The organism is Acinetobacter sp. BIGb0102 (assembly GCF_003815055.1).
Classification (GTDB): Bacteria; Pseudomonadota; Gammaproteobacteria; order Pseudomonadales; family Moraxellaceae; genus Acinetobacter; species Acinetobacter vivianii.
Genome location: NZ_RKQE01000012.1, coordinates 291148 through 316765, shown reverse-complemented (window position 1 = coordinate 316765; position 25618 = coordinate 291148). Strand labels below are relative to the sequence as shown.

General features: G+C 41.0%; 27 protein-coding genes. 19 read left to right on the top strand and 8 right to left on the bottom strand.

Features of this window, described 5'->3' with window-relative positions:
- The first annotated feature begins 74 nt into the window (after window positions 1-74).
- Window positions 75-998 carry a CysB family HTH-type transcriptional regulator gene (locus EC846_RS10315; protein WP_123775118.1) on the top strand — a complete coding sequence of 308 codons (924 nt, stop codon included), beginning with the start codon at window positions 75-77 and terminating at the stop codon, window positions 996-998.
- A gap of 102 nt (window positions 999-1100) precedes the next feature.
- On the opposite strand, the gene carO is transcribed toward EC846_RS10315, so the two are convergent.
- Window positions 1101-1856: an ornithine uptake porin CarO type 5 gene (carO, locus tag EC846_RS10310; protein WP_123775117.1), complete on the bottom strand. Its 756-nt coding sequence runs from the start codon at window positions 1854-1856 to the stop codon at window positions 1101-1103.
- A 289-nt stretch (window positions 1857-2145) separates the two neighbouring features.
- On the opposite strand from carO, the gene dapD reads away from it, so the two are divergent.
- The 8 genes from dapD to EC846_RS10270 all read left to right on the top strand — a co-directional run bounded on the left by dapD (window position 2146) and on the right by EC846_RS10270 (window position 7333).
- Window positions 2146-2967 carry a 2,3,4,5-tetrahydropyridine-2,6-dicarboxylate N-succinyltransferase gene (gene dapD / locus EC846_RS10305; RefSeq protein ID WP_123775116.1) on the top strand — a complete coding sequence of 274 codons (822 nt, stop codon included), beginning with the start codon at window positions 2146-2148 and terminating at the stop codon, window positions 2965-2967.
- 135 nt (window positions 2968-3102) lie between these two features.
- A complete protein-coding gene (gene queE / locus EC846_RS10300) occupies window positions 3103-3813 on the top strand; it encodes a 7-carboxy-7-deazaguanine synthase QueE (protein ID WP_005151835.1) in 711 nt (236 codons plus the stop codon).
- Between the two features lie 76 nt (window positions 3814-3889).
- Complete coding sequence (queC, locus tag EC846_RS10295) at window positions 3890-4558, top strand: 7-cyano-7-deazaguanine synthase QueC (RefSeq protein WP_213071312.1); 669 nt, start codon at window positions 3890-3892, stop codon at window positions 4556-4558.
- A gap of 32 nt (window positions 4559-4590) precedes the next feature.
- Window positions 4591-5013, top strand: coding sequence for a hypothetical protein (locus EC846_RS10290; RefSeq protein WP_005292853.1), 423 nt, complete (start codon window positions 4591-4593; stop codon window positions 5011-5013).
- A gap of 94 nt (window positions 5014-5107) precedes the next feature.
- On the top strand, window positions 5108-5794 hold the full coding sequence (locus EC846_RS10285; protein WP_123775114.1) for a diphthine--ammonia ligase: 687 nt from the start codon (window positions 5108-5110) through the stop codon (window positions 5792-5794).
- Window positions 5795-5813: 19 nt separating this feature from the next.
- The gene (locus EC846_RS10280) at window positions 5814-6275 is read left to right on the top strand and encodes a peroxiredoxin (RefSeq protein WP_004771476.1); all 462 of its coding nucleotides are present in this window, start codon (window positions 5814-5816) and stop codon (window positions 6273-6275) included.
- A gap of 116 nt (window positions 6276-6391) precedes the next feature.
- Window positions 6392-6958: a CAP domain-containing protein gene (locus tag EC846_RS10275; RefSeq protein WP_123775113.1), complete on the top strand. Its 567-nt coding sequence runs from the start codon at window positions 6392-6394 to the stop codon at window positions 6956-6958.
- A 12-nt stretch (window positions 6959-6970) separates the two neighbouring features.
- On the top strand, window positions 6971-7333 hold the full coding sequence (locus EC846_RS10270; protein ID WP_123775112.1) for a glyoxalase superfamily protein: 363 nt from the start codon (window positions 6971-6973) through the stop codon (window positions 7331-7333).
- Window positions 7334-7346: 13 nt separating this feature from the next.
- Here EC846_RS10270 and EC846_RS10265 read toward each other — a convergent pair whose 3' ends face one another.
- On the bottom strand, window positions 7347-7919 hold the full coding sequence (locus EC846_RS10265; protein WP_171410021.1) for a nicotinate-nicotinamide nucleotide adenylyltransferase: 573 nt from the start codon (window positions 7917-7919) through the stop codon (window positions 7347-7349).
- A 107-nt stretch (window positions 7920-8026) separates the two neighbouring features.
- On the opposite strand from EC846_RS10265, the gene EC846_RS10260 reads away from it, so the two are divergent.
- Both EC846_RS10260 and EC846_RS10255 read left to right on the top strand, forming a co-directional pair.
- Window positions 8027-8827 carry an enoyl-CoA hydratase-related protein gene (locus EC846_RS10260; RefSeq protein WP_062847642.1) on the top strand — a complete coding sequence of 267 codons (801 nt, stop codon included), beginning with the start codon at window positions 8027-8029 and terminating at the stop codon, window positions 8825-8827.
- A gap of 130 nt (window positions 8828-8957) precedes the next feature.
- Complete coding sequence (locus EC846_RS10255; RefSeq protein WP_123775110.1) at window positions 8958-10112, top strand: glycerate kinase; 1155 nt, start codon at window positions 8958-8960, stop codon at window positions 10110-10112.
- On the opposite strand, the gene EC846_RS10250 is transcribed toward EC846_RS10255, so the two are convergent.
- The 6 genes from EC846_RS10250 to purL all read right to left on the bottom strand — a co-directional run bounded on the left by EC846_RS10250 (window position 10106) and on the right by purL (window position 17263).
- A complete protein-coding gene (locus EC846_RS10250) occupies window positions 10106-10420 on the bottom strand; it encodes an NGG1p interacting factor NIF3 (RefSeq protein WP_123775109.1) in 315 nt (104 codons plus the stop codon). The two genes, EC846_RS10255 and EC846_RS10250, sit on opposite strands and share 7 nt — an antisense overlap.
- A 62-nt stretch (window positions 10421-10482) precedes the next feature.
- Window positions 10483-10614 (bottom strand): KGW motif small protein, encoded by a 132-nt coding sequence (locus EC846_RS18555; protein ID WP_005256783.1) that lies wholly within the window; start codon window positions 10612-10614, stop codon window positions 10483-10485.
- 109 nt (window positions 10615-10723) lie between these two features.
- Window positions 10724-11275 (bottom strand): hypothetical protein, encoded by a 552-nt coding sequence (locus EC846_RS10245; protein ID WP_123775108.1) that lies wholly within the window; start codon window positions 11273-11275, stop codon window positions 10724-10726.
- Between the two features lie 51 nt (window positions 11276-11326).
- Window positions 11327-12541, bottom strand: coding sequence for a multidrug effflux MFS transporter (locus EC846_RS10240; RefSeq protein WP_123775107.1), 1215 nt, complete (start codon window positions 12539-12541; stop codon window positions 11327-11329).
- 34 nt (window positions 12542-12575) lie between these two features.
- The gene (locus EC846_RS10235; protein WP_123775106.1) at window positions 12576-13313 is read right to left on the bottom strand and encodes an abortive infection family protein; all 738 of its coding nucleotides are present in this window, start codon (window positions 13311-13313) and stop codon (window positions 12576-12578) included.
- Between the two features lie 119 nt (window positions 13314-13432).
- Window positions 13433-17263, bottom strand: a complete 3831-nt coding sequence (gene purL / locus EC846_RS10230) for a phosphoribosylformylglycinamidine synthase (protein WP_123775105.1) — start codon at window positions 17261-17263, stop codon at window positions 13433-13435.
- A gap of 544 nt (window positions 17264-17807) precedes the next feature.
- On the opposite strand from purL, the gene EC846_RS10225 reads away from it, so the two are divergent.
- The 8 genes from EC846_RS10225 (at window position 17808) to tolA (ending at window position 25585) form a co-directional block, all read left to right on the top strand.
- A complete protein-coding gene (locus tag EC846_RS10225; protein WP_047432366.1) occupies window positions 17808-19148 on the top strand; it encodes a deoxyguanosinetriphosphate triphosphohydrolase in 1341 nt (446 codons plus the stop codon).
- A gap of 73 nt (window positions 19149-19221) precedes the next feature.
- The gene (gene ruvA, locus EC846_RS10220; RefSeq protein ID WP_005229456.1) at window positions 19222-19827 is read left to right on the top strand and encodes a Holliday junction branch migration protein RuvA; all 606 of its coding nucleotides are present in this window, start codon (window positions 19222-19224) and stop codon (window positions 19825-19827) included.
- A 7-nt stretch (window positions 19828-19834) separates the two neighbouring features.
- Window positions 19835-20839 (top strand): Holliday junction branch migration DNA helicase RuvB, encoded by a 1005-nt coding sequence (ruvB, locus tag EC846_RS10215; protein ID WP_004771455.1) that lies wholly within the window; start codon window positions 19835-19837, stop codon window positions 20837-20839.
- A 176-nt stretch (window positions 20840-21015) separates the two neighbouring features.
- Window positions 21016-22350, top strand: a complete 1335-nt coding sequence (locus EC846_RS10210; RefSeq protein ID WP_123775104.1) for a M20 family metallopeptidase — start codon at window positions 21016-21018, stop codon at window positions 22348-22350.
- A 209-nt stretch (window positions 22351-22559) separates the two neighbouring features.
- Entirely contained in the window at window positions 22560-22967 is a 408-nt protein-coding gene (gene ybgC, locus EC846_RS10205; protein ID WP_004771451.1) for a tol-pal system-associated acyl-CoA thioesterase, read from the top strand.
- 24 nt (window positions 22968-22991) lie between these two features.
- Window positions 22992-23690, top strand: a complete 699-nt coding sequence (gene tolQ, locus EC846_RS10200; RefSeq protein WP_004771450.1) for a protein TolQ — start codon at window positions 22992-22994, stop codon at window positions 23688-23690.
- A complete protein-coding gene (gene tolR / locus EC846_RS10195) occupies window positions 23690-24142 on the top strand; it encodes a protein TolR (RefSeq protein WP_123775103.1) in 453 nt (150 codons plus the stop codon). The genes tolQ and tolR overlap by 1 nt, the downstream gene beginning before the upstream one ends.
- Before the next feature lie 3 nt (window positions 24143-24145).
- Window positions 24146-25585 (top strand): cell envelope integrity protein TolA, encoded by a 1440-nt coding sequence (tolA, locus tag EC846_RS10190; RefSeq protein WP_123775102.1) that lies wholly within the window; start codon window positions 24146-24148, stop codon window positions 25583-25585.
- The last annotated feature ends 33 nt before the right edge of the window (window positions 25586-25618 follow it).

Below are 25618 nucleotides of genomic sequence, written 5' to 3'. Positions count from 1 at the left end.
TAATATCTTGAGGACGGCTAAAATATCCTTGTGAAAATTTAGCCGATGCTCACTTTTTATGTGGAAAAACGATTATGAACTTTCAACAACTCAGAATTATTCGAGAAACTGTTCGCCAAAACTTTAATTTAACCGAAGCATCTGCGGCACTTTATACCTCCCAATCAGGTGTCAGTAAACACATCAAAGATTTAGAAGATGAATTAGGCGTGCAGCTATTTGTGCGTAAAGGGAAACGTCTATTAGGTTTGACTGAACCGGGTCAATCATTATTAAGCATTGTTGAGCGTATGTTGGTCGATGCTGATAATATTAAACGTCTCGCCGATGATTTTAATAAAGTTGACGAAGGCACACTGACGATTGCGACAACACATACACAAGCACGTTATGTACTGCCGCCGATTGTAAATCAGTTCAAAAAATTATTTCCGAAAGTTCATTTAGTTTTACAACAAGCCAGCCCTGTTGAAATTGCAGAAATGCTCCTTCAAGGTGAAGCTGATATCGGCATCGCAACCGAATCGTTAACCACAGAAGAAAATCTGGCAAGTGTGCCTTATTATGAATGGCACCATAGCATTATTACGCCGAAAGACCATCCTTTAGCAAAACTAGATAAAATCAGCCTAGACGTTTTAGCAGAATATCCATTGATTACTTATCATGGTGGTTTTACAGGTCGTTCTAAAATTGACAAAGCTTTTGAAGATGCACAATTGCACGCAGACATCGTGATGTCAGCACTCGATGCCGACGTGATTAAAACCTATGTTGAACTGAATATGGGTGTCGGAATTGTCAATGATGTTGCTTATGATGCTGAACGTGACTATCGCCTACAACAAATTAAGACTGATGTGTTTGGTGTGAATACAACATGGATCGCAGTACGTAAAGGCCATTTACTGCGTGGTTATGGTTATGAGTTTATCTCTTTATGCTCACCAGAAACAGATATTAAAGCTTTGAAAAAAGTGGCTTATCCTGAAGAATAAATTGTCTAAAAATAAAAGGCGCATAGTGCGCCTTTTATTTTGCCGATGAGCAGATATAAAAAAACGAGCATGACGCTCGTTTTTTTATGTTGAATGCATGGATTAGAACTTGAAGCTCACACCCACTTTCGCAACTGGCATCCACTCATATTTACTTTTGTTTTCGATATTGCGTTGTTCTTTATCAACAGCGCTTTCTAAAGTATTACCATTACTACCGATGATTTGGTCATCGCCAGAAGTTTTTAAGTTAACAGTTGGGTTACCTGTATAATAAGCACCAACTTCACCAAATAAACCGATATTTTTATACACAGGTGCATTTAAACCAAGACCTACGTATGGTGCGATATCATTATCATAATTCATCGTACCGTCAATTTGTGCACTCTGAGTATTGGTTGTTGTAAAACGCTCACCATTGACTTTAACTAAACTGTTGCCACCAACACGTTTTTTCAAATCATAGCTATTGTCAAGATAACCAACACCTGCTGCTACATAAAGAGAACGAACAAATGTATTTTGGTTAGTACCCCATGGATAAATTTCAGCATTTAAATATGCTGTTTTATTATCCATATCCATATCGTATTTCGTGCCATCAATTTTTAGATCATCTGACCAAGAAATATCGCCACCATTATAACCAAGGCTTAAGCTCACGTATGGGTTGACTTTATATGAAATTGCACCACCGTAACCTGTAGTACCTACCTCAGCACGAACTGAAACTGGATCTAAGTATGAAGGAAATGCATAAACAGATTCCTGCACTACTTGTTCATCTGCTGCAAATGCAGTGCCTGCAATCGCTGTTAATGCACCTGCTGCTAACATAACACGCAAAGCTTTCATTGAAGTCTCCTCAAAAATGCTCTTATTTAAAGTATAATTGTTACTGTGGACACAGGATAAAATAAATAACGCTATTTTTTTATACAGAAACTGATTACTTTTTGTTATTTTTTGATACAAATTCAAAGGAATTATGTATTTCTAAATTATAGATAAAAAACAATAGGCTCCATTTTTATTACAGATTTGTTGCTCAAATTTAAAACAATATATTGTAACTACTTTTTTCAAAGATTCTTGCCACAAATTAGTGTAAAATCTTCAAAATTTTTTTGGAAGAAGGAAGATCATGTCTCAGCTTTCTGCAATCATTGAGCAAGCATTTGAAGACCGTGCCAACTATAGTGCAGCGGACTGCCCAACTGAAATCCGTCAAGCTGTAGAAGAAGCATTGACAGGTTTAGATAACGGTACACTTCGTGTAGCTGAAAAAATCGATGGTGAGTGGGTTGTTCACCAATGGTTAAAAAAAGCCGTTTTACTTTCATTCAAACTCAATGACAATAAGCCTATCGAAGCTTGTGATCTTCGTTTCTATGACAAAGTAGATACTAAATATTCAGGCTGGACTGAAGAGCAATTCAAAGCTGCTGGCGTACGTGTGGTACCACCTGCGGTTGCTCGTCGTGGTAGCTTTCAGGCTAAAAATGTGGTGTTAATGCCATCATATGTCAACATTGGTGCTTATGTAGATGAAGGCACTATGGTTGATACATGGGCAACTGTAGGTTCATGTGCACAAATCGGTAAAAATGTTCACTTGTCTGGTGGCGTTGGTATCGGTGGTGTTTTAGAGCCTTTACAAGCAAACCCAACCATTATTGAAGACAACTGCTTCATCGGTGCACGTTCTGAAATCGTTGAAGGCGTGATTGTTGAAGAAGGTTCTGTGATTTCAATGGGCGTTTTCATTGGTCAATCAACCAAAATCTTTGATCGTGAAACGGGCGAAGTTCACTATGGCCGCGTACCAGCAGGTTCTGTGGTTGTTGCGGGTAGCCTTCCATCAAAATGCGGTACTTACAGCTTATATGCTGCAATCATCGTGAAAAAAGTGGATTCAAAAACACGTGCAAAAACCAGCTTGAATGATTTATTACGCGCTGACTAATTTGTAATATATACGGAACTTGATGGTTCCTCGGAGCTTCTGTTGCTCCTCGTCTCTACGATCAGTCATGGTCGTAGAGATTTTGTTTTTTATGTAGCATGCTGCTTGTGTGGCACCTGTTTGTGGTAACTGTTTATGGCTTCCTTACGTTCTTCTGCAATTCCCGTCTCTGATCCCGCGGCTGGTTTACGCATCACGGAGATCTTTTACTCTTTGCAAGGCGAAGCGAATACGTTTGGTCTACCAACTGTTTTTATTCGATTAACAGGTTGCCCGTTACGCTGTAGTTATTGCGATACCACCTACTCTTTTGAAGGCGGTGAACGTTTATCACTTGAACAGATTATTGAAACAGCGAGCCAGCATAAAACACCGTATATCTGTGTCACAGGCGGTGAACCGCTTGCACAGCCAAACTGTTTGATTCTGTTACAACGTCTGTGTGATCTTGGTTTTCAGGTTTCGCTCGAAACCAGTGGCGCTTTGGATGTTTCCAAGGTTGACCCTCGTGTTTCTAAAGTTCTGGATCTAAAAACGCCAACTTCAAAAGAAGATCACCGTAATTTATACAGTAATCTTGACCATCTCACCCCACATGACCAGATTAAATTTGTGATCTGTAATCGGGCTGATTATGAATGGTCAAAACAACAGTTAGAACAATTCCAGTTGCAAGACAAAGTGAGTACGGTTTGGTTCTCACCTGCTTTTGCAGTTGAAAAAGGTGCAGTTGCCCTGCCAGCATTGGCACGTGACTTGGCCCAGTGGATTTTAGAAGACCATCTCCCTGTTCGCTTCCAGTTACAGTTACACAAACTGTTATGGAATGATGAATCTGGTCGTTAAAAGCTCATGAAAATCATTCTTTAAAACAGTAATGATTTTCCTCAAATTTATTTTAGGTTGAATAATGGAAAATAATATGCGTTCTCGTGCCATCGTATTATTGTCTGGCGGCTTAGACTCAACAACGTGTCTTGCTTGGGCACAGGCAAATTATGAATGTATCGCCTTAAGCTTTATGTACGGTCAACGTTCAACCACTGAACTTGATGCAGCCAAAGCGCTGGCTCAACGTGCAGGTGTAGAACACCGCATCATTAACATTGATTTAGGCAATTTAGGTGGGTCTGCGCTTACAGATCATAACATTGAAGTCCCAGAACAATTACAAGAAGGGATTCCTGTAACTTATGTTCCAGCACGTAACACAATTTTCTTGTCTTATGCCCTTGCTGCGGCCGAAGTTTTTGACGCTGCTGCCATCGTGATTGGGATCAATGCTGTTGATTATTCAGGATATCCTGATTGTCGCCCAGAATTTATTGACGCTTTTGCCAATCTTGCACATTTAGCAACCAAAGCAGGCGTTGAAGGAAAACCTCTTAAAATAGAAACACCTTTGTTACATTTATCCAAAGCGAATATTATACGCTTAGGCATCGAACATGGCGTAGACTACAGTCAAACGGTATCCTGCTATCAGGCAGATGCTCAAGGACGTGCATGTGGCAAATGCGACAGTTGTCGTTTACGTCAACAAGGTTTTATCGAAGCAGGTATTGCGGATCCTACGCGTTACACTGAATAATCGATATTAGGGTAAAAAATTAGGTACATTATATGAAGTTTTCTAAATCAAATCTTATTCTATCTACAATGATGTCAGCTGCTGCACTTTTTGCGACAGCAACTCACGCAGCTGATAATCCATTACAAACTGCGTATAAAAGTACCAATGTAAAAGCAGCATTGGTCAACGTATGTAAAGACCAGACTGCAAAAGGCGGTAAATTAACAGCGGCTGAAGTTAGCAAGTTCTGTGGTTGTCAAATTGATGCTCAAGGTAAAGTAACTGAAGCGCAAAAATGGGAAATCCAGAGCGCGATTAATGCGAAGAAAAGCCCAAGCTCTTTAGGTTTTGTGCAACAACAAAATAAAGACTTACAAGCTTGCTTAGGCGCTCCACTTGTGACCAAGTTAGAGAAACTAACTGAAGAAGCAATGAAAGCTGCTCAACAGCAACAACAGGCTCCTAAAAAATAAGCCTGAATTGTTGAAAACAAAGCCTGCATTTATGCAGGCTTTTTTATTGGGCTTTGTTAAAATCCCATTTATCTAGAATCAGTTGAATAACACCATGCAAGATCAATGGAAAACCAATGCCGAGCAACGTCAATCTATTGTCTCGTTCAGTGGTGGTAAAGACAGTTCCCTCGCCCTATATCATGCGATGCAAACAGGCACTGTGATTGGGCTAATTGTCATGCTGGAAGAACAAGGCCAACGTTCTCGTTCCCATGCGATGCCACTGGATATTATCCGCGCACAAGCAGATGCGGTTGCTTTACCCGTATATATGGCGTCTTCGAGTTGGACTGATTATGAAACAAAGTTCATTGCGCTACTCGATCAAGCTAAACAACACGGTGCAGAAGTATTGGTAACAGGTGATCTTGATATGCCTGAACATGGCTGTTGGCATGATCGGGTCACCCAGCAAGTGGGGTTAAAACTGGGAATGCCACTTTGGTTACGCCCTCACCGAGAAGTGGTCGAAGAGTTTATCAATTTAGGATTCAAGAGTGTCATCGTGACAGTCAACCTGAAACTGGGTATGCAAGTTGAAGATCTAGGTAAGATTTTAACCTTGGACTATATTCAGGAATTGGAAGATCGTGGCGTTGATCCATGTGGTGAAGGTGGCGAATTTCACACCACTGTGATTGATGGGCCTATTTTTAACAAAGCTATTCCTGTACGACACGGCGATATTGTTTATCATGAGGAATATGCTTTTTTACCGCTTGAGCTTGAGCAACACTAATTTTATCGAAGGATGAACAATGTCTGAGAATATTCAATTACCCAATCATGTTTTCCCAACCACACAAGGTGAAATCAATCTTGCTGAAATCAGCAGTGAATGGTTGGTGCTCTACTTCTACCCTAAAGATTCAACCCCTGGTTGTACCACTCAGGCGGTAGGTTTTTCTTGCTTAAAAGATCAGTTTGATGCTTTAAACTGCCAGATTATTGGTGTATCTCGTGATTCAGTTAAAGCACATCAGAACTTTACAGAAAAACAAGCACTCAGCATCGATTTAATCAGTGACAAAGAAGAAGTGCTGTGCAAACATTTCGACGTGATTAAAGAAAAAAATATGTATGGCAAACAGGTGATGGGCATTGAACGCTCAACCTTTATTTTCCATAACAAACAGTTAGTGAAAAGCTACCGTAAAGTCAAAGCAGCTGGACATGCAGAACAAGTGCTAGAAGACCTAAAAGCCTTACAAACAGCTTAAGATGATTCAGTAAAAAAAGCGGATTCCATATCCGCTTTTTTTATTCAGACAAATTGATGTCCACTTTGTGCTTAGCGTATGATAAGAAAATTAAAAATAATTAAAAGATACTGCAAATGAATCCTCTAAAACTACTTCCTAGCCTTAGCTGTCTCATGTTCTTATCAGCGTGTAGTACAAGCACACCTGCAACATCACAACAGCAATCCCCTAATGTAGCGCAAATAGATAAATCAAGCGCCACAATACGCTGCCAAGATATACAAAATCCAGCCTATCAACAGGTGATTCTGAATGCTATCAATCAAATTCGACAGCAGCCAAGACAATGTGGTGGACAATATTTTCCAGCAGTTGCACCCTTAAAATGGAATAATGCTTTATTCCAAAGTGCTTTTGCTCATGCACAAGATATGGCACAACACAATATGCTCGGACACATTAGTAGTGCAGGTCACGATTTTAGAAGTCGTTTAAAGACACAATTTAAAGGTCATGGCGGTGGAGAAAATGTGGCGCGTGGGCAAAATAACTTAAATGAGGTGATGGCAACATGGCTGGCCAGTCCTGTGCATTGTCGCAATTTGATGCATCCAAAATTTACAGACTATGCGATCGCCTGTACAGTTGACCAATCAGCGAAACAAAAAAGTTATTGGACTCAACAATTTGGTGTTCGATAAAAAGGAATAAGCATGCAATCTGGCTCAATTACCCCCATTCTACGTATTTTCGATGTCGAACTTGCCCAATCATTTTATCTGGACTATTTGGGCTTCCAACTCGACTGGCAACATACTTTTGGGGATAACTTCCCGCTTTATCTACAGATTTCCAAAGAGGATTGCATCATTCATTTAACTGAGCACTTCGGGGATGCCAGCCCGCACAGCGCCATTCGTATTTATTGGGAGAATCTCAGTTTACTTCATGCGGAACTGGAGGCAAAAGACTATAAATTTGCCAAGCCTCAAGTCGAGAAAACCGATTGGGAAACATTGGAACTGAGTATCACCGATCCATTTTCAAATCGAATTATTTTTTGGGAAGATGCTTAATCTTCCCTTTGTATCAAGACTCATCGATATTGGAACGGTCATTGTCCTTAAATTTTTGCTGTAGTTTCTGATAGATCGGCGATTTTTGAAATTCGCTCAAGAACTGGATTGTCCCTTCAGGAAAAAACTCACTTTGAATCTCACCACGATAATAGGCTTCACGCATTGGTGTTGCTGAAATGGAATCTTTCAAACTCTCCAGTTCCACCATCTGCCACTCAGGGAATAAACGTAAATAATAAGAAGATTCATCCTTGAAATGACCGATTAAACCGACTTTTGCATTTGGCTGAATCACGCCATTGACCAAGTCTTTGACCTGTTTGACCCATTTTTCATCGTTATAGACATCGACCACATGGACAAAATGAATTCGCTTTTGATCTTGTTCAGAAAAGTTCGACAAGATCATTTGCTCACGCTCAATCGCCAGAAAAGGATTTTTGATATTCCGTTCAGATTGAGCCGAACCCAAAGCCAAGATCACGTTTTGACTTTTTTGTAATGCAATTTCAATGGTTTGCATATGTGCAAAATGAAATGGCTGGAAGCGTCCAATAAAAACAAGATAGTCAAATGTGTACATAGGCTTAATTTCACTTTTTTGTGAACTCATCAGTTGCGCCATTCTAATAAATATGCGACATAATGAGGGCACTTAAAATCAATCTGGATTAAAGCAAGGATAGTACGATGACACTTAGCTGTATTCAACAACCTCATCAACATTTGCAAGCAAATTTAGAAGATGGCGTACTCACCTTAGCCATTAACCGTTCAGAAGCAAAAAATGCACTCTATGGCGAACTTTACCTTTGGATCGCAAAAGCTTTGGATGAAGCCGATGCAGATAAAGAGGTTCGCGTGGTAATTTTCCGCGGTGCAGAACAAGACTTTACGGCGGGTAATGACATGAAAGACTTTATGGGCTTTATTCAAAAGCCACATGAAGGCAAAGCTGGCGATCAACCTCCATTTGTATTATTAAAAGCAGCCGCTCGTTTTTCAAAACCACTCATCATTGCAGTGAAAGGTGTTGCAATCGGAATTGGTGTCACGATTCTATTACATGCGGATATGGTATTTGCAGATAACACTGCCCTGTTCCAGATTCCATTTGTCAGCCTTGGCCTATCTCCAGAAGGTGCAGCAAGTCGTTTATTGGTGAAACAGGCAGGTTATCAAAAAGCAGCCGAGTTATTATTCACAGCGAAAAAATTTGATGCAGCGACTGCGGTACAAGCAAATCTAGTCAATGATGTGGTTGAAGATGTGTATGCGACAGCGCAAAAAACAGCGCAACATTTAGCAGCATTACCATTGGCTTCGATCAAACAGACTAAAGCACTCATGAAGCAAGATTTGGCTGAAATCATTACGTGTGTCGATGATGAAGCTGAAATTTTCATGCAACGTGTACGCTCACCAGAAATGATGGAAGCGGTACAAGCCTTTATGCAAAAGCGTAAGCCTGATTTTTCTCAGTTCAATTAATCACTGCGTTAATCATTCGAACAAACCACTTAGCCTAAAAGTTAAGTGGTTTTTTATTTTGTGTATCCATATAGATATTTACGAATAGACCGTCTAAGCTCGATTCTGATTAAAACTAAATTTCAAAAATATGAAAGTCGTCATTGCTCCAGACTCTTTTAAAGACAGCTTATCTGCACATGATGTTGCAGAAGCGATTGCTTTAGGTTGGCAACAGGTTTTTCCTAATGCAAAAATCATTACTTGCCCAATGGCAGATGGCGGTGAAGGATCAATTGAAGCTGTTTTAGCAGCTTGTTCAGGTCAATGGCGTGATCAGATGGTACAAGGCCCACTTGGACAACCCGTATTAGCAAAATGGGGCTGGTTAGAAACTGAAAAAATTGCCATCATTGAAATGGCGCAAGCCAGTGGTATCCAATTGGTGCATCCCTCAGAACGTGATGCATGTATCAGCAGTACATTTGGTACAGGTGAGCTGATCCTCGCTGCTTTGGATGCAGGTGCAAAGGAAATAGTACTGACTGTGGGTGGCAGCGCAACCAATGATGCTGGTACGGGGCTTTTATCTGCCTTAGGCGCTAAGTTTTTAGATGCAGATCATCAATTCTTGCCTGCTGGTGGTCTTGCCCTGCAAAATCTGGTACAGATCAATCTGGAGAATTTTGATCCACGCATTCAACAAACTAAATTTTTATTGGCTGCCGATGTAACCAATCCACTTTGCGGCCCTAATGGTGCATCTCATATTTTTGGCCCACAAAAAGGTGCTTCACCAAATCAGGTACTTGAACTGGATCAAGCATTGTCACATTTTGCTGATGTCACAACACAATTGCTTGGCATTGATCAACGCAATGAAGCTGGTGCAGGCGCTGCGGGCGGCTTAGGTTTCGCTGCAAAAACTTATTTAAAGGCCGAGTTTCGATCGGGTGTGGAAGTGATTGCAGACCTGAACCAGCTTACAGAAAAAATCCAAGGAGCGGATTGGGTGATTACAGGTGAAGGAAAGTTTGATGAGCAGACTTTAAATGGTAAAACCCCTTTCGGTGTCGCTCAAATAGCACAAGCAGCCAATATTCCTGTGATTGTAATTGCAGGAACGCTTGGGCAAAACTATCAGACTTTATATGAACACGGTATTAGGGCTGCCTTTTCTTTAACCTCAGGTCCAACCAGTTTAGAAAAAGCCTGTCAAAATGCGGCAGAGCTGATTCGTGCACGGACAACCGATATCGCCCGATTAATTCAGGCCAGTTTAATTAAACCTAATCAAAATCAATGAATCTCTAAAATCTGGATAAACTCAAAGGCAGGCTCTTCATAAGGATGGCTTGCCTTTAAAGCTTTTGCTACTGCACTGGCCTTATCTTCTGTAACAATAGTTTCAACTCGCCATTCTTCAAGCTGCTCGAGTTTATCCAATTGTCCTAAAAAAGGATCTGCACCTTTAACGGGCTTAAACTGCCCAATGCCTTTGACTTGCCAAGCACAATGTTCGTAATTTCCAATACCACCCGCACCTGCTTCAAAGATTGCTTGTTTGGTCGCTTCCAGATGAGATTCAGGCACGTAATAAATCAGCTTTAGCATCGTAAAATGGCTCAAATCGAAATCAATGAGAATTCAATCATAGCGTGATAAAAGCTGAACAATCAAAGTGAAATATTGATGATGAGATAACTCACGATGATAAATAGCAGCTGAATAAGCACAGTTAAGCCAAACCAAAACCAGCCTTTGTCTTTTGAATAGCTTGCTCTCAAATAATTTTCATTTTTCATCATGCTGCTCTCTCATATCTTATTTATTGTTGAAATATAAGAAGCAAGAATTGAACCAATTAAATAAATTAGTCATCAACACAAAGAGAAGTTTTCCACAACCTTTGGTAAGCTATAGTGTCTTATTATAACTAAATAAAATATCAGTATCTGTCAGTGATTTTATAGGTGGTATTAATGGAAAATGAATGCTCCCAATCATATGATGGCTGTCTATTGATAGCGAATCTATATAATTACGTTGTTCTATCCACAATGTATGTGACACGCAATATCCATCACTATATCGCATGAAACTCCTACCATATGAATCAATAAGTTGCACTCTAACTTGAAAATAATCACCAAATAAAGTTTCTGGTAATATTTTATGATCTTTATCAAATGCAATTTTTATTGTTGCCTCAGCTAAATCCTCTCTCTTTTTCTTATGAATAGCTAAATACTTATCAAGATAGTCCGAAAATTTGAGATTAACTTGCTTCAAGAACTCATCACATCCAAAGCAGTCCTGATCTATAAGATTAAATGTTAAGAAGGATTTATCTAAAGACTGGCAATAGGTGTATAAAACACCTATACCCCAAAAATCCTCATAATCATGATAACGATTAACAAACTTATCTAACAAGATTGTTGCTGTATCGAGAAGTCTTCTTTTCATTTTCCTAACACCACTAATCTAGAGTAAAGACTCACACCATTATTAATTTACTTAATGACTTATACCCTTAGAGGTTTTTAAATGTCTTTTCTCGAACAGTGTCATCGCAAAAGCCAAACCACACAAAATCACAAATCCACTGGTCATTGGAATCAAAGTACCGTTATAAAGCTGCCCAATGATCGAAGCGAGAATTAACGACAGTACAGATGAAGATGCCCCAATAATCGCCGAAGCCATCCCTGCCACATGCCCCATGGGTTCCATTGCAATCGCATTGAGATTGCCAAACAGTGTTCCAAACAATAAAAACAAAATGCAGGCATACAGCATAAACATCCAGAACGAAACGGCGACACCGGCAAGCTGAATAATGAGGAACAACAATGAAATTAAACATAGGCCAAGAAAGCCATAAATACAAATAGGACGCATCCCAAATTTCATAACAATTCTAGAATTAGTAAAAGATGCAATCCCCATTACGCCAGCTAATAGCGCGAAGTAGGCACTAAATTCCTGCCCTGTTTTTCCAAATTGCTGCATAAAGATTTGTTGTGAAGTTCCAAGATATCCAATAAAACCGCCAAAACAAAAACCTGCACATAGCAAATAACTCATGGTGGTTTTATTGCTCACCACTTCTTTAAAGCCATCTTTAAATGCTTGTACACGCATCGGCAAACGATTTTCAGGCACTAAAGTTTCTTCTAGCCTTAAAGCGATCCAAGCTCCAACAGCTATGGCATAGACCATATACAACACAAAAATATCGCGCCAACCGAAGAAATGAATAATCAGTTGTCCCAAACTGGGTGCAATCGCAGGTGCGACCATAAACACCATCATGATCAAAGACATGATACGTGCCATTTGTGCGCCACTGTATTTATCCCGAACAATCGAAATCGAAGCGACATACGGCCCAGAAACACCTACACCCTGAATAAAACGCCCAACCAAGAACCATTCAAAACTTTGGGTGGAATAACACAACAAGCTTCCTAAAAAGTAGATCACGATGCCTGTAAATAAAATCCGTTTCCGACCAACCGCATCGGACAATGGCCCTGCAATCAATTGCCCGATGGTCATTCCTGAGAAAATGCTAATGATGACCCACTGTGCCTGATTGCTATTTTGCAGGGTAAAGACTCGGCCAATTTCACCCAATGCAGGTAAAACAGCATCAATCGAGAAAGAGACAATGGACATTAATAATGCCATCAGTAATGCGAATTCGTGGAAATGGATTTTTGATTTCATTTTTATTCTCTCAATTTTTTATATTAAATGAAAATTATCTTCCTTTCTGAAACTCCCAAGTTGAAAATAAAAATACAGCCATTGTACCAGCTAAATTAACTGCAAGTTCAGCATGTCTTGAAGCTGGTCTAAAGTTTATTTTACCTTGACCATGAGCATCGCTTATTCGATTTCGAAGTGCCCCCAACCCTTCAATAACGGAAGTACAACCACCTAAAATTTGTTTAAATACCGATTGAGTATGGTCAGAAGGTGCTATGTTGAGTTGTTTAGCTGTTAATCTATATAAATGGTTCAAATCAGGTGTAGTTCCATAATCCACATTTTTATCATCAAGAATATATTTACAAGTTGATTCTAAAAGTGTACGAGCAATTGTAATAGCACCTTCAGGATCATCTTGACGACGTTCCAGTGCTTTTTGCCATGTCAAATGAATATATTGCGAATCAATACTTTGGATAGCTGCTTTAATTACAGTATCAGATGGTGAAATATTAATTTTTTCTAACTTCTCAAATAATGGTTGAAATGATTTCCAAATAAAATCTCTCCTCTCAGCATAAGTTCCATATTCAAATTTAATAAACTGCCAAAATTGACTTAAATTTCTACAAGTTATTAAATATCTTGGGACTAATGAACTATCAAACCCATTAGATAAAATTTGATGCCTTAACCTCTGATACTCAATGTCATTTTCACTCCCACCTGTAGCATGTGAAATCAATAAATTTTGTAATGTTTCTAAAGTTATGAGTAAATTATCCATTTTCCAATTATTAGAATTAAAAGTTAATGATACTGAAAAATTTCTCTCTTTTAATAGTCAAATACGACTAAATACACATTAAAAAGCCCCTTTCGGGGCTCTTTAAGTAATAAATTTAATTAACCAATAAATTTACGTGCGTTACGGAACATACGCAACCAAGCACCATCTTCAGCCCAGTCTTCTGGCTTCCAAGAATGCTGTAAAGCACGGAAGTTACGCTCTGGATGCGGCATCATTACGGTTGCACGACCATCTTTAGAAGTTTGACCTGTAATCGCTTCAGGTGAACCATTCGGGTTCAACGGATAATGCTGAGTTGGATTACCCAAACTATCCACATAACGCAAGATCACTTGTTTTTCAGCATTTAAAGCAGCAATTTGCTGTTCAGTTGCAACCAGACGACCTTCACCATGCGCAACAGCGATTGGTAAAATCGAACCTTGCATATCTTCAAGCAAGACAGAAACTGATTTTTCTACGCGTACGTTAACAGCACGTGCTTCAAATACTTCTGAGGTATTACGGTGGAAACGGCCCCAATGCTCTGCACCTGGAATCAGTGGTGCAAGTTGCGACATCATTTGACAGCCATTACATACGCCTAAGCTGAATGTGCTCTCACGATTGAAGAACTGTTCGAATTGATCACGCAATTTTGTATTGAACAAGACTGATTTCGCCCAGCCACCGCCAGCGCCCATCACGTCACCGTATGAGAAGCCGCCACACGCCACTAAACCTTCGAAATCACTCAGGCTAACACGACCTGCAAGCAAGTCACTCATGTGTACGTCGATAGTATTGAAGCCAACTTTGTCAAATGCAGCAGCCATTTCAACATGACCGTTGACACCTTGCTCACGCAAGATTGCCATGTTTGGACGGCGTGTATTGATAAATGGCGCTTCAACAGGCTCATTCAAATCATAAGTCGCTTGTGCAATCAAACCTTTATGGTTTTGATCTGCGATTAAGGCAAACTCTTGATCAGCCGTTTCAACATTGTCACGTAAGCGCTGGATTTGGTGTGACACTTCTGCCCATGCTTGTTGTAATTCAGCACGTTCTAAAGTTAAACCATTGACAGCTAATTGATCAGTTGTATTAACACGGCCCACAACTTCGATTGCATCTTTCAGGCTTGATGCTGCAACTTCAACTTGCAATTGCGCCCAATCAGCCGCTGTGATTTGTAATACAGCACCAATTTCTTCAGCAAATAAGCTTTCAGTGGTTTGATTTTCTAATGCAACACCTAAGCGTGAAGCAAACATCATTTCTGCAACAGTTGCCAATAAACCACCATCACCGATGTCATGGTAAGCCTTGATCACACCACGATTGTTCCAGTCTTGAATCAAGGCAAAGAATGCTTTGAAATCATCAAAACTATCAACATCAGGTGTTACTGAACCAATCGCTTTATACACTTGTGCAAGGATCGAACCACCTAAACGGAACTGGCCTTTAGATAGATCAATACGAACCAATACAGAGTCTGCAAGGTTTTTAAGCTCAGGCGTTAAGGTTTTACGAACATCTAGAACTGGTGCAAATGCAGTGATCACACCTGTCATTGGCGAAGTCACTGCTTTCTCTTCACCATCATTCCATGTGGTACGCATTGAAAGTGAGTCTTTACCGACTGGAATTGCGATGCCTAATGCAGGACACATTTCCATACCAATCGCTTTCACACCTTCAAACAATGCTTGGTCTTCACCTTTTTGACCTGCCGCGGCCATCCAGTTTGCTGAAAGTTTGATATCGCTAATTTGTTCGATGTTGGCACAAGCAATATTGGTAATCGCTTCTGCAACCGCTAAACGCGCAGATGCAGCTGGATTCAACAATGCAACAGGTGGACGTTCGCCCATTGCCATAGCTTCACCAGTAAAGCCTTGCAAGCTTGTGGTCGTCACTGCTGCATCCGCAACAGGAACCTGCCAGCGACCCACCATCTGGTCACGTGCAACCATACCGGTAATCGAACGGTCACCAATGGTGATCAAGAACGATTTAGATGCCACTGTAGGATTTTTCAATACGCGGAAAATCGCATCTTTCAAATCAACTTTTGCTGCATCAAAGTCGTTGCCTGTACGCTCAATCGTTTCATACGAACGTTGCATACGTGGCGTACCACCCAACATCACTTGCATCGGGATGTCGACTGCATTGTTTTCAAACAATGGATCTTCAACGGTCAAATGACGTGCTTCAGTCGCTTCACCGAGTACCGCAAATGGGCAACGCTCACGTGCACAAATTTCTTCAAACTGTTCTAAAGATTCTGGACGAATTGCAAGTACATAACGCTCTTGCGCTTCGTTTGACCAGATTTCCATTGGGCTCATACCTGGCTCTAAAGATGGAATCTTACGAAGGTTAAGAACTGCACCTAACTCATGATCATTCACAAGTTCAGGCATAGCATTTGATAGACCACCCGCGCCAACGTCATGTACAGAAACGATTGGGTTGAAGTCTTCTAAACGCCAGCATGTATCAATCACTTCTTGACAACGGCGTTCCATTTCTGGGTTTTCACGTTGTACAGAAGCGAAATCAAGGCTTTCACCCATGGTACCGCTATCTACAGAAGAGGCTGCACCACCACCAAGACCAATCAACATTGCAGGGCCACCCAATACAATGAGCAAGTCACCCGGTTGAATCGCATCTTTCTCTACATGGTCAGGACGAATGTTGCCGTAACCACCAGCGATCATAATTGGCTTATGGAAGCCTTTCACTTCACCATTGACATTCTGTTCGAAAGTACGGAAATAACCATTTAATGCAGGACGACCGAATTCGTTATTAAATGCCGCACCACCCAATGGACCTTCAATCATGATCTGTAATGGCGATGCCATACGTGAAGGTTTGCCGTAGTTTTCTTCCCAAGGTTGTTCAAAACCAGGAATATTCAAGTTCGAAACCGTAAAGCCAGTTAAACCTGCTTTTGGTTTACCACCACGACCTGTTGCACCTTCATCACGGATTTCACCGCCCGAACCTGTTGCAGCGCCCGCAAATGGAGAAATTGCTGTTGGGTGGTTATGAGTTTCCACCTTCATCAGGATATGAGCAGCTTGGCTCTTATATTTATAAACGAAGTGACCATTTTCATCCGCTTTAGGATAAAAACGCATGGTGTCATAACCCACGATCACAGACGCATTATCTTTATAAGCCGATAACACATCGGTCGGAGATTCTTTATAGGTATTCTTAATCATCTGGAACAATGACAATGGCTGTTTTTCGCCATCAATTGTCCATTCAGAACCAAAGATTTTATGACGACAATGTTCAGAGTTTGCCTGTGCAAACATCATCAACTCGATGTCATTCGGATTACGACCCAGCTTGGTAAATGCTTCGGTTAAGTAATCAATTTCCTGCTCAGATAAAGCAAAGCCAAACTCATTGTTGGCTTTAACTAACGCTTCTTTACCTTGACCCAAGATATCAATTGAGTTCAACGGCTTCGGCGCTGTTTCCGAGAATAATGCTTTTGCATCTTCGATTTCAGCAAAAACATTTTCAGTCATACGGTCATGTAATGCCAGTTTCACTTCATTCGAAATCTCGGTTACACCTTTCAATGTAAACAAAAGACCGCGTTCTAAGCGGTGAATTGGCGTATTACAGTTTTTGAAAATATCTGTTGCTTTAGATGACCACGGTGAGATAGTTCCTACACGCGGGGTGACTAAAATCTGGATTTCATCACTTGCAGCTTGGCGAAGTTCGAAAGATTGACCATCGTTTAAAAGTTGTAATGCCGATTGATGTTGCTGCTCGTTGAGCGCTTGATCAAACAAATAAACCCACTGGCTGTCAAAAGATTGAACAGAACTCATTGACGTTAAGCGATTTAAGAGTTGAGCTTTCTTGAAAGAAGAATGTGCTGATGCACCGGCCACGATAAACATGTTGACTTTGGCTCCACGGGCGGGTCTAACGAACCTACCACAATGTGACTTATAAGAGAGCGCATATTCTACTGTGAAAGCCTCATTTCAGCTAGCCATATCCATCTTAAAAATCAGAGTTTTCTACCTCAAATGACTTAATTTATTGTAGCTTTATTGATTTTACTTTATTCGTAACAATTCATTTAACCTGATACCCAAATCACATTCCAAATTCACGCCTCATCTTTTTAGATATCACCGTGTTGATAAAAAAGTTTAACACTATAGGCAATCGTCTGTTTTCTCCCTAAATAAAGCTTATATAAAGTCATTCATTAATCATCTTATTTGGATGCCTGATCCAAACAAGTGCATAGCTTATTTATTAGACATAAAAATCTTATTTTTCCTTTAGGCTTTACGCTGAACAGATTTAAATGACCATGAAATACAAAACTATAAAGGACTGCCTACTTATCCAAGACAACTTATGTCGCCCTACTCTAGTGCTTTAATCTTTTTTTTGGCATGATGAAACTGAATTCATAGTGAATAATGATAAATGGAACAAATGCGTTGGTTAGAGTTGCTTTCCGCAATTCGTTTAGGTAGTAAAAAAAGCAGTACAGAATTGGCCCGTAGCCCATTCCATAAAGATTACGACAGAATTATATTTTCCCAAAGCTTCCGACAACTGAATAGAAAAACACAGGTTCATCCGCTTACCCAACATGATGGGATTCACACCCGCTTAACTCATTCACTGGAAGTATCTTGTATTGGCCGCTCGCTAGGTATGCTGGCAGCAGAAAAAATTAAAGATGAATTACCCATGTGGATTTCACCCGCCGATGTCGGTGCGATCATCCAAGCGGCATGTCTGGCGCATGATATTGGCAATCCACCCTTTGGCCATGCCGGCGAATACGCAATCCGTGAATGGTTTGATGATGCTTCACATCGGGACTTCCTCACCAAACTGACACCTGAAGAAGAAGCCGATGTGCGTCAGTTCGAAGGCAATGCACAAGGACTTCGACTTTTAAGTCGTATTGATTATCACCCCGATGATGGCGGTATGCGCCTAACCTGTGCCACGCTTGGTGCTTATTTAAAATATCCGTGGCTGTCTAAAACCATTGAAGAACAAGGTGATACCCCTTCTCATCAACGGGCAAAATTTGGCTGTTATCAATCTGAAAAAGAGATTTTAAAACAATTGGCTGAACAGCTCGGCCTGATTCAACTGGGTGAATATCATTATTGTCGTCATCCCCTGACCTATTTATTAGAAGCAGCCGATGACATTTGCTATGCGCTAATTGATCTGGAAGATGGCATTATTCTCAATATGTTGAACTATGCTGAAGTTGAACCGATTTTCCTGAATTTGATTGCTGATTATGGCTATCCAGAGGAATTGCATTTACCGCATACCACTTGGCAGCAAAAAATTGCAGCATTACGCGGACGCGTCATGAAGCGTTTGGTCGATGAAGTCACCACTGCGTTTGCCAAGCACCATTTTGAAATTTTGACAGGTCAGCTCAAAGGTAGCCTATTACAATATTGCTCACCAGATATTGAGGCAGGCATTCAAACGGCGAAGAATCTGGCACGTGACCGAATTTTTGAACATCCTCAAAAATCAGGTTTAGAGATTATTGCCCATCAAAGTCTACAAACCATTCTGGATGCATTTATTCCTTTGACCATGCCGCATAAGACATTAAGCTTTAAAGAACAGCGATTAATGTCAATTTTGCAACATTCAGGCGTAAATCTGCAAAACAACCATTATAATAATATTATGCAAGTCTTGGATATTATTAGTAAGTTCTCTGACCATCAGGCTTATAGTCTGGCGCAAGAGTTGCAAGGAAATAAAATAGGATTCTTTTAAAGGCTTAAATTAAGCGCTATTAGTCTCTTAAATCACCAACTAAATTGTTTTAAAAAATAGTGAAATTTTACTCATGATCGGATGTTTAATTGGCGAAGTGTTTGCCCTGGAAGCCCCAACAGTATTACTGAACGTGAATGGCGTTGGCTATGAAATCGACACCCCACTTTCAACATTTTGCCAATTACAAAAAGGACAAAAAGTCACGTTATGGACACATTTAGTTGTCCGTGAAGATGCACAGCAATTGTATGGCTTTAGCGATGCGCAGGAAAAAACCATTTTCCGCACGCTACTCAAAGTTAATGGTGTGGGCCCTAAAATGGCACTAGGCATTCTTTCAACCCTGAGTGTTGAATTGCTGATTCATACCATTGAACATGACGATGTAAATACCCTGATTAAAGTTCCGGGTGTAGGTAAAAAAACTGCTGAACGCTTAATGATTGAATTACGTGACCGTTTTAAAGCCTTGGCCCATCCTACAGGTGGCTCAAGCAATGCAGCAGCAACGCAAATCCAGTTCATGTCAAACTCACCTGTTGCCGAGGCCGAAGCCGCATTACAATCGCTCGGTTATAAACCAGCTGAAGCACAAAAAGCCGTTGCAGCCGTCAAAGCAGATTATACTGAGTCAGCCGACATTATCCGTGCTGCGCTTAAATCCATGATGAAGTAATAGATATATGCAAGATCGTCTTATTAGCGGAACAGAAAAACCTGAAGATCATTTTGATCGTGCCATTCGTCCCACCTCTTTGGCTGATTATATCGGTCAGCCTGTGGTGCGTGAGCAAATGGAAATCTTCATTGGCGCGGCCCGTGGTCGTGGTGAGGCACTTGATCATACCCTGATCTTTGGCCCGCCGGGCTTGGGTAAAACCACCTTGGCAAATATTATCGCGCGCGAAATGGGCGGTAATTTAAAGTCGACTTCTGGCCCAGTGTTAGAACGTGCTGGCGATTTGGCTGCCATGCTGACCAATCTGGAAGAAGGTGATGTTCTGTTTATTGACGAAATTCATCGTCTTTCACCCGTGATTGAAGAAATCCTCTATCCTGCGATGGAAGACTATCAACTGGATATTATGATTGGTGAAGGCCCTGCTGCCCGCTCAATCAAGCTGGATCTCCCTGCATTTACTTTAGTTGCGGCAACAACACGTGCAGGTTTGTTGACTTCGCCATTACGTGACCGTTTCGGGATCGTGCAACGATTAGAGTTCTATTCGGTTGAGGACTTGACGCATATCGTGACACGTTCTGCCAATTTGATGGATGTGCCGATTACTCACGAAGGTTCAACAGAAATCGCCCGTCGTGCACGCGGCACACCGCGTATTGCCAACCGTCTATTACGTCGTGTTCGTGACTATGCGCAAGTCAAAGGCACAGGTGAAGTGACTCAAGACATGGCACAACGCGCTTTGGACATGCTCAATGTTGATAAAGCAGGCTTAGATACGCTAGATCGACGTTATCTCAGTATGTTACTGGAACGTTTTGAAGGACGACCAACAGGTGTTGAAGCTTTAGCCGCAGCGATGGCAGAAGACAGTGGAACACTGGAAGATGTGATTGAACCCTATTTAATTCAGCAAGGTTATGTGATGCGGACTGCTCGCGGTCGTATTGCAACCAATATGGCGTATTTACAGTTTGGTATGACACCGCCTGAGTCAAACAACTAAGCGAAAGAAGAGAGTTTTCTCTTCTTTTTTTATTTAGTCGCTCTCTAAAAAAAAATAATAACTTTATTATCAGTAAATTACTAACTCATATTTTTTAATTTTTTATTTCTCCTTAATTCTATTATAATAAAAATACAACATAAATCGGATAAACAATAATTTTTTAGGATAAGGATATGTATAAGAAAGCCGCTTTATTATTTCCACTCGCCCTCGCGAGTCAACTCAGTATGGCAGATTGGGTAAAAGATGCCGCACAACAAAATGAAAATCAGGTTATTCAATTAAGACAACATATTCACGAACACCCCGAACTGGGCAATATGGAATTTAAAACATCTGCACTTGTTCAAAAAGAATTGAAATCTTATGGCATTCAAGTCAAAACAGGTTATGCAAAAACAGGGATAATTGGCATATTAAAAGGCGACAAACCCGGTCCAGTCATGGCGCTTAGAGCGGATATGGATGCTTTACCTATGCAGGAAAAAAGTGGCGTCCCTTTTGCCAGCAAACAAAAAGCAATCTATCAAGGTAAAGAAACTTATGTGATGCATGCCTGTGGACACGATGCTCACACGGCAATGCTCTTAGGCGCAGCAAAAATTTTGGCAGCCAATAAAGATAAAATATCAGGCACCGTCGTTTTTGTATTTCAACCCGCCGAAGAAGGTGGCGCAGATATCGATAATTTCACACAAGGCGATCAAATCGGCTCAAGAAAAATGATCGCGGACGGAGCATTTAAGGACTATAAGCCAGAAGCTATTTTTGGGATGCATGTCATGTCTGGCATGAAAAGCGGACATCTCTACTATAAAGATGGTGCGATGTTAAACAGTTCAGATCATTTGCGTATTCAAGTCGACGGCAAACAAGTCCATGGTTCAATGCCTTGGTTAGGTAGAGATCCGATTTATGCATCAGCTCAAATGATTAGCAATATACAAAGCCTTATTAGTCGGAGAACTGACCTGACGCAAGGTATTGGCGTCATCAGTATTGGTAATATTCAAGGTGGAACGGCAGGAAACATCATTCCTGATCAAGTTAATATGATTGGTACCATTCGCTCCAACAATGAAAAGATACGAGACAACATCTTAAAAAGTTTACCGACTCTTGTTGAACATAATGCTCAGGCCAATGATGTAACAGCCAAAGTTGAGATTGCGCCTTATGCTCCAGTAACAATGAATAATAAAGTACTCACTCAACTTATTCAGCCAACATTGACCAAAGCTGCCGGAGATTCGAAAGTTCATGTAATGGATTATAATTCAAGTGCTAGTGAAGATTTTGCCTATTATGGAAAATTAATGCCTTCTTTCTTTGTTTTCTTAGGTGCAACACCTGAAAATCAGGACTTAAGTCAAGCCGCGGCGAACCATAGCCCCTATTTTATCGTCGATGATAAAGCATTAAAGACAGGAACAGAGCTACATGTAAGATTCGTTTTAGGTTATCCAGAAATCGCGAAACAAGTTCAGGCCGCATGGAAACCATCTTAACTTAACAACATACAAGTTTTAGAGTGTCCCGTTTTAGACAATAAAGACTGCAATCGCAATTGAAAGGTTGTGCCATAGGACTTAGTATGCAATCTGCTAAACTGCCCCGTATTTAAAGCAGGTCTATGACGTTGAATAGAACTGATGTTTTATTTAGCAGTCATATTTTAAATATAAAGCCCTATAGTGAACTAGAACGGAATACTCTCATGGCGAATCATTTTGAATTTAAAATTCGTGTTTATATCGAAGATACAGATGCAGGTGGTATCGTCTACCATGCCAACCATATCCGTTTTATGGAACGTGCACGCACTGAATGGTTACGTGCTGCTGGAGTTGATCACTACTGGCATCAACAAGATTACAACTTCGTTGTGCACCAGATTCAGGTCAAATATGTACGACCTATATTAATGGATGACTTAATTACCGTTACAGCACGTGTTATTTCGTGTAAAGCCGCATCATTTGTGTTGCAACAAAATATTTATCGTGGTGAAATCTTGCTGGCTTCAGGTGAGGTTGTGTTGGCATGTTTAAACAAAGAGTTAATGCCACGTCGACTTCCTGATGAAATTCGTGACCTGATTCAAAAAGAATTGGCACAGGACTAAAATAAACTTTCGGCACAGTAACTTATGGCAACTAATTTAGAATCTTCTCTACACATCTCCGACCTTATTTTGCAAGCAAGTCCTGTTGTACAACTGGTCATGCTGATTTTATTACTCGCTTCAATTTATAGCTGGTATCTAATCGCCAAATTACATATGGGCTTCAAAAAAGCAGGACAAGATGATGAGCATTTTCAAAAGATGTTCTGGTCAGGTGCCGAATTAAATACCCTTTATAATAATGCTCAACTCAACTCTAAACGTCGTGGTTTAGAAGACATCTTCTATCAAGGGTTGGGTGAGTTTTTCAAATTACAAAAACGTAAAGCAGATACCAATCAAACCATCGAAGGAACTGAACGTATCCTTCGTGTCGGTTTAAGCCGTGATCAAGGTGGTTTAGAACAAGGCTTAGGTGCACTTGCCAGCATTGGTTCTGTTGCACCTTATATTGGTTTATTTGGTACTGTTTGGGGCATTATGAATGCCTTCATCGGTCTGGCTGCGGTGGATCAAGTTACTTTGGCAACAGTTGCACCGGGTATTGCCGAAGCGCTCATCGCTACAGCAATCGGTTTATTTGCTGCAATTCCAGCAGTACTTGCATTTAACCACTACACAGCCAAAGGCGAATCGATCTATTCAGACCGTGCCTTATTTGCAGAAGAAATGGTTGCTCTTTTACAGCGTCAAGCGATTGGAACGACACAGGAAGATGCATAATGGCGATTCAACGATCTGGACGTTTTGAGCGGATTAAAAAACCACTGAAAAGCGATATGAACGTCGTTCCTTATATCGACGTCATGTTAGTACTCCTGGTTATTTTTATGGTGACAGCACCCATGATCACCAGTGGTATCAAAGTAGATTTACCTCAAGCCAATAACCACCCTATTGAATCTAAAGATATGCCAGCGATGGTCACTATTGGCAAAGATGGCAATATCTTTTTGCAGTATCAAGAACACAAAGGCAGTGAGCCACTATCACTGGAACAGCTTGAATCGCTTTTAAGTGAAGCTCAAACACAAGCTGAACAAGAAAATAAGCAACTGACTGTTCTCGTGAATGGTGATAAATCTCGTCCTTATGGTGAAGTGGTTTCACTTATGGCGAGTCTACAAGAAGCAGGCCTAACTCAAGTTGGCTTACTGACCGAGCCGTTAAAATAAGCTATGAAAAAATTTCAAGAGCCGCCTTTTAAGCAAAATGCGATTGCACTGGGTTTCACACTCGGTGTTCATGCAATCGCAATTGTTGGCTTACTGTTTTTAGGCTTGAGTAAACCACCAGAAGAGCCTAAAAAACTCACCACTATTTTGGTGAAGCCAGAAGATTTACCTCAAACGCTTCAGCAGCCTGAACAGCAAGTCACTGCTGATAAACAAGCACCAGAAGTGGTCAGTCCAAATGTAGATCCGACCTTACCTGAAAATATTCCTGTAGCCCCTCCACCACCAACTGCACAACAACTTGCAGCTGAAAAACAAAAGGTGGAACAAGCACAGCAAGCAAAATTAGCTGAACAAAAACGTAAAGCCGATGAAGCTGCTCGTGCCAAGCAAGTCGAAGAACAACGTAAACTTGCAGAAGCACAGGCACAAAAACAACGTGTCGATGCTGAAGCAAAACGTCAAGCTGATGCCAAGGCAAAAACTGAAGCTGAAGCAAAACGCAGAGCTGAACAAAGTGCGAAAGCTGAAGCCGATGCCAAAGCACGCCAGAAAGCCGAGCAAGATGCGAAGTTAAAACAGCAGAAAGCAGTTGAAAACGCAAAACTTCAAGCTCAGCAAGAAGCGAAACGTAAAGCTGACGCAGACGCAAAACGTAAAGCCGATGCAGATGCCAAACGCAAAGCCGATGCGGATGCAAAACGTAAAGCTGAGGCAGATGCTAAAGCGAAAGCCGATGCGGATGCAAAACGTAAAGCTGATGCAGATGCGAAACGCAAAGCTGACGCAGACGCTAAACGTAAAGCTGACGCAGATGCCAAACGCAAAGCTGACGCAGATGCCAAACGCAAAGCTGACGCAGATGCCAAACGCAAAGCTGACGCAGACGCTAAACGTAAAGCCGACGCAGACGCTAAACGTAAAGCCGATGCAGATGCAAAACGTAAAGCCGACGCAGATGCGAAAGCTAAAGCCGACGCAGATGCCAAACGTAAAGCCGACGCAGATGCCAAACGCAAAGCTGACGCAGACGCTAAACGTAAAGCTGATGCGGATGCAAAAGCCAAAGCTGAGGCAGATGCAAAACGTAAAGCGGAAGCAGAAGCGGATGCAAAAGCTGCTGCTGCAAAAAAAGCTGAACAGGATGCTGCCCAGAAGAAAGCGGATGCAAAACGAATTGCATCAACAGCTAAACGAGATTTTGAACAAAAAATCTATCGTGCATGGAATATGCCATCGGGTTCATCAGGTCAGCGTGCCAGTGCGCGTGTCACCTTGAGTGATAGCGGAGCTGTTTTATCTGTTGTTGTTTCTGCGAGTGATCCTGATGTGAAAGCAAGTGTAGAAGCTGCGGTTCGTGCTGCTGCACCTTATCCAATGCCAGAAGATCCAGTCGCACGCCGTGAAGCAAGAAGCTTTACTTCAAGTTTTACTGCAAAATAGTAATGAATAGTTAACGTTACATGCTTTTAATAG

Excerpts from the sequence above, each read along its gene's own strand:
- EC846_RS10245 (WP_123775108.1), bottom strand. The coding sequence starts at position 11,275 with ATGAAAAGAAGACTTCTCGATACAGCAACAATCTTGTTAGATAAGTTT.
- purL (WP_123775105.1), bottom strand. The coding sequence starts at position 17,263 with ATGTTTATCGTGGCCGGTGCATCAGCACATTCTTCTTTCAAGAAAGCT.
- EC846_RS10265 (WP_171410021.1), bottom strand. The coding sequence starts at position 7,919 with ATGTACACATTTGACTATCTTGTTTTTATTGGACGCTTCCAGCCATTT.
- EC846_RS10255 (WP_123775110.1), top strand. The coding sequence starts at position 8,958 with ATGAAAGTCGTCATTGCTCCAGACTCTTTTAAAGACAGCTTATCTGCA.
- ruvB (WP_004771455.1), top strand. The coding sequence starts at position 19,835 with ATGCAAGATCGTCTTATTAGCGGAACAGAAAAACCTGAAGATCATTTT.
- EC846_RS10270 (WP_123775112.1), top strand. The coding sequence starts at position 6,971 with ATGCAATCTGGCTCAATTACCCCCATTCTACGTATTTTCGATGTCGAA.
- EC846_RS10280 (WP_004771476.1), top strand. The coding sequence starts at position 5,814 with ATGTCTGAGAATATTCAATTACCCAATCATGTTTTCCCAACCACACAA.
- queC (WP_213071312.1), top strand. The coding sequence starts at position 3,890 with ATGCGTTCTCGTGCCATCGTATTATTGTCTGGCGGCTTAGACTCAACA.
- EC846_RS10315 (WP_123775118.1), top strand. The coding sequence starts at position 75 with ATGAACTTTCAACAACTCAGAATTATTCGAGAAACTGTTCGCCAAAAC.
- EC846_RS10210 (WP_123775104.1), top strand. The coding sequence starts at position 21,016 with ATGTATAAGAAAGCCGCTTTATTATTTCCACTCGCCCTCGCGAGTCAA.
- tolA (WP_123775102.1), top strand. The coding sequence starts at position 24,146 with ATGAAAAAATTTCAAGAGCCGCCTTTTAAGCAAAATGCGATTGCACTG.
- tolR (WP_123775103.1), top strand. The coding sequence starts at position 23,690 with ATGGCGATTCAACGATCTGGACGTTTTGAGCGGATTAAAAAACCACTG.
- carO (WP_123775117.1), bottom strand. The coding sequence starts at position 1,856 with ATGAAAGCTTTGCGTGTTATGTTAGCAGCAGGTGCATTAACAGCGATT.
- dapD (WP_123775116.1), top strand. The coding sequence starts at position 2,146 with ATGTCTCAGCTTTCTGCAATCATTGAGCAAGCATTTGAAGACCGTGCC.
- EC846_RS18555 (WP_005256783.1), bottom strand. The coding sequence starts at position 10,614 with ATGATGAAAAATGAAAATTATTTGAGAGCAAGCTATTCAAAAGACAAA.
- EC846_RS10235 (WP_123775106.1), bottom strand. The coding sequence starts at position 13,313 with ATGGATAATTTACTCATAACTTTAGAAACATTACAAAATTTATTGATT.
- tolQ (WP_004771450.1), top strand. The coding sequence starts at position 22,992 with ATGGCAACTAATTTAGAATCTTCTCTACACATCTCCGACCTTATTTTG.
- EC846_RS10240 (WP_123775107.1), bottom strand. The coding sequence starts at position 12,541 with ATGAAATCAAAAATCCATTTCCACGAATTCGCATTACTGATGGCATTA.
- EC846_RS10275 (WP_123775113.1), top strand. The coding sequence starts at position 6,392 with ATGAATCCTCTAAAACTACTTCCTAGCCTTAGCTGTCTCATGTTCTTA.
- EC846_RS10250 (WP_123775109.1), bottom strand. The coding sequence starts at position 10,420 with ATGCTAAAGCTGATTTATTACGTGCCTGAATCTCATCTGGAAGCGACC.
- ybgC (WP_004771451.1), top strand. The coding sequence starts at position 22,560 with ATGGCGAATCATTTTGAATTTAAAATTCGTGTTTATATCGAAGATACA.
- EC846_RS10290 (WP_005292853.1), top strand. The coding sequence starts at position 4,591 with ATGAAGTTTTCTAAATCAAATCTTATTCTATCTACAATGATGTCAGCT.
- queE (WP_005151835.1), top strand. The coding sequence starts at position 3,103 with ATGGCTTCCTTACGTTCTTCTGCAATTCCCGTCTCTGATCCCGCGGCT.
- EC846_RS10225 (WP_047432366.1), top strand. The coding sequence starts at position 17,808 with ATGGAACAAATGCGTTGGTTAGAGTTGCTTTCCGCAATTCGTTTAGGT.
- EC846_RS10260 (WP_062847642.1), top strand. The coding sequence starts at position 8,027 with ATGACACTTAGCTGTATTCAACAACCTCATCAACATTTGCAAGCAAAT.
- ruvA (WP_005229456.1), top strand. The coding sequence starts at position 19,222 with ATGATCGGATGTTTAATTGGCGAAGTGTTTGCCCTGGAAGCCCCAACA.
- EC846_RS10285 (WP_123775114.1), top strand. The coding sequence starts at position 5,108 with ATGCAAGATCAATGGAAAACCAATGCCGAGCAACGTCAATCTATTGTC.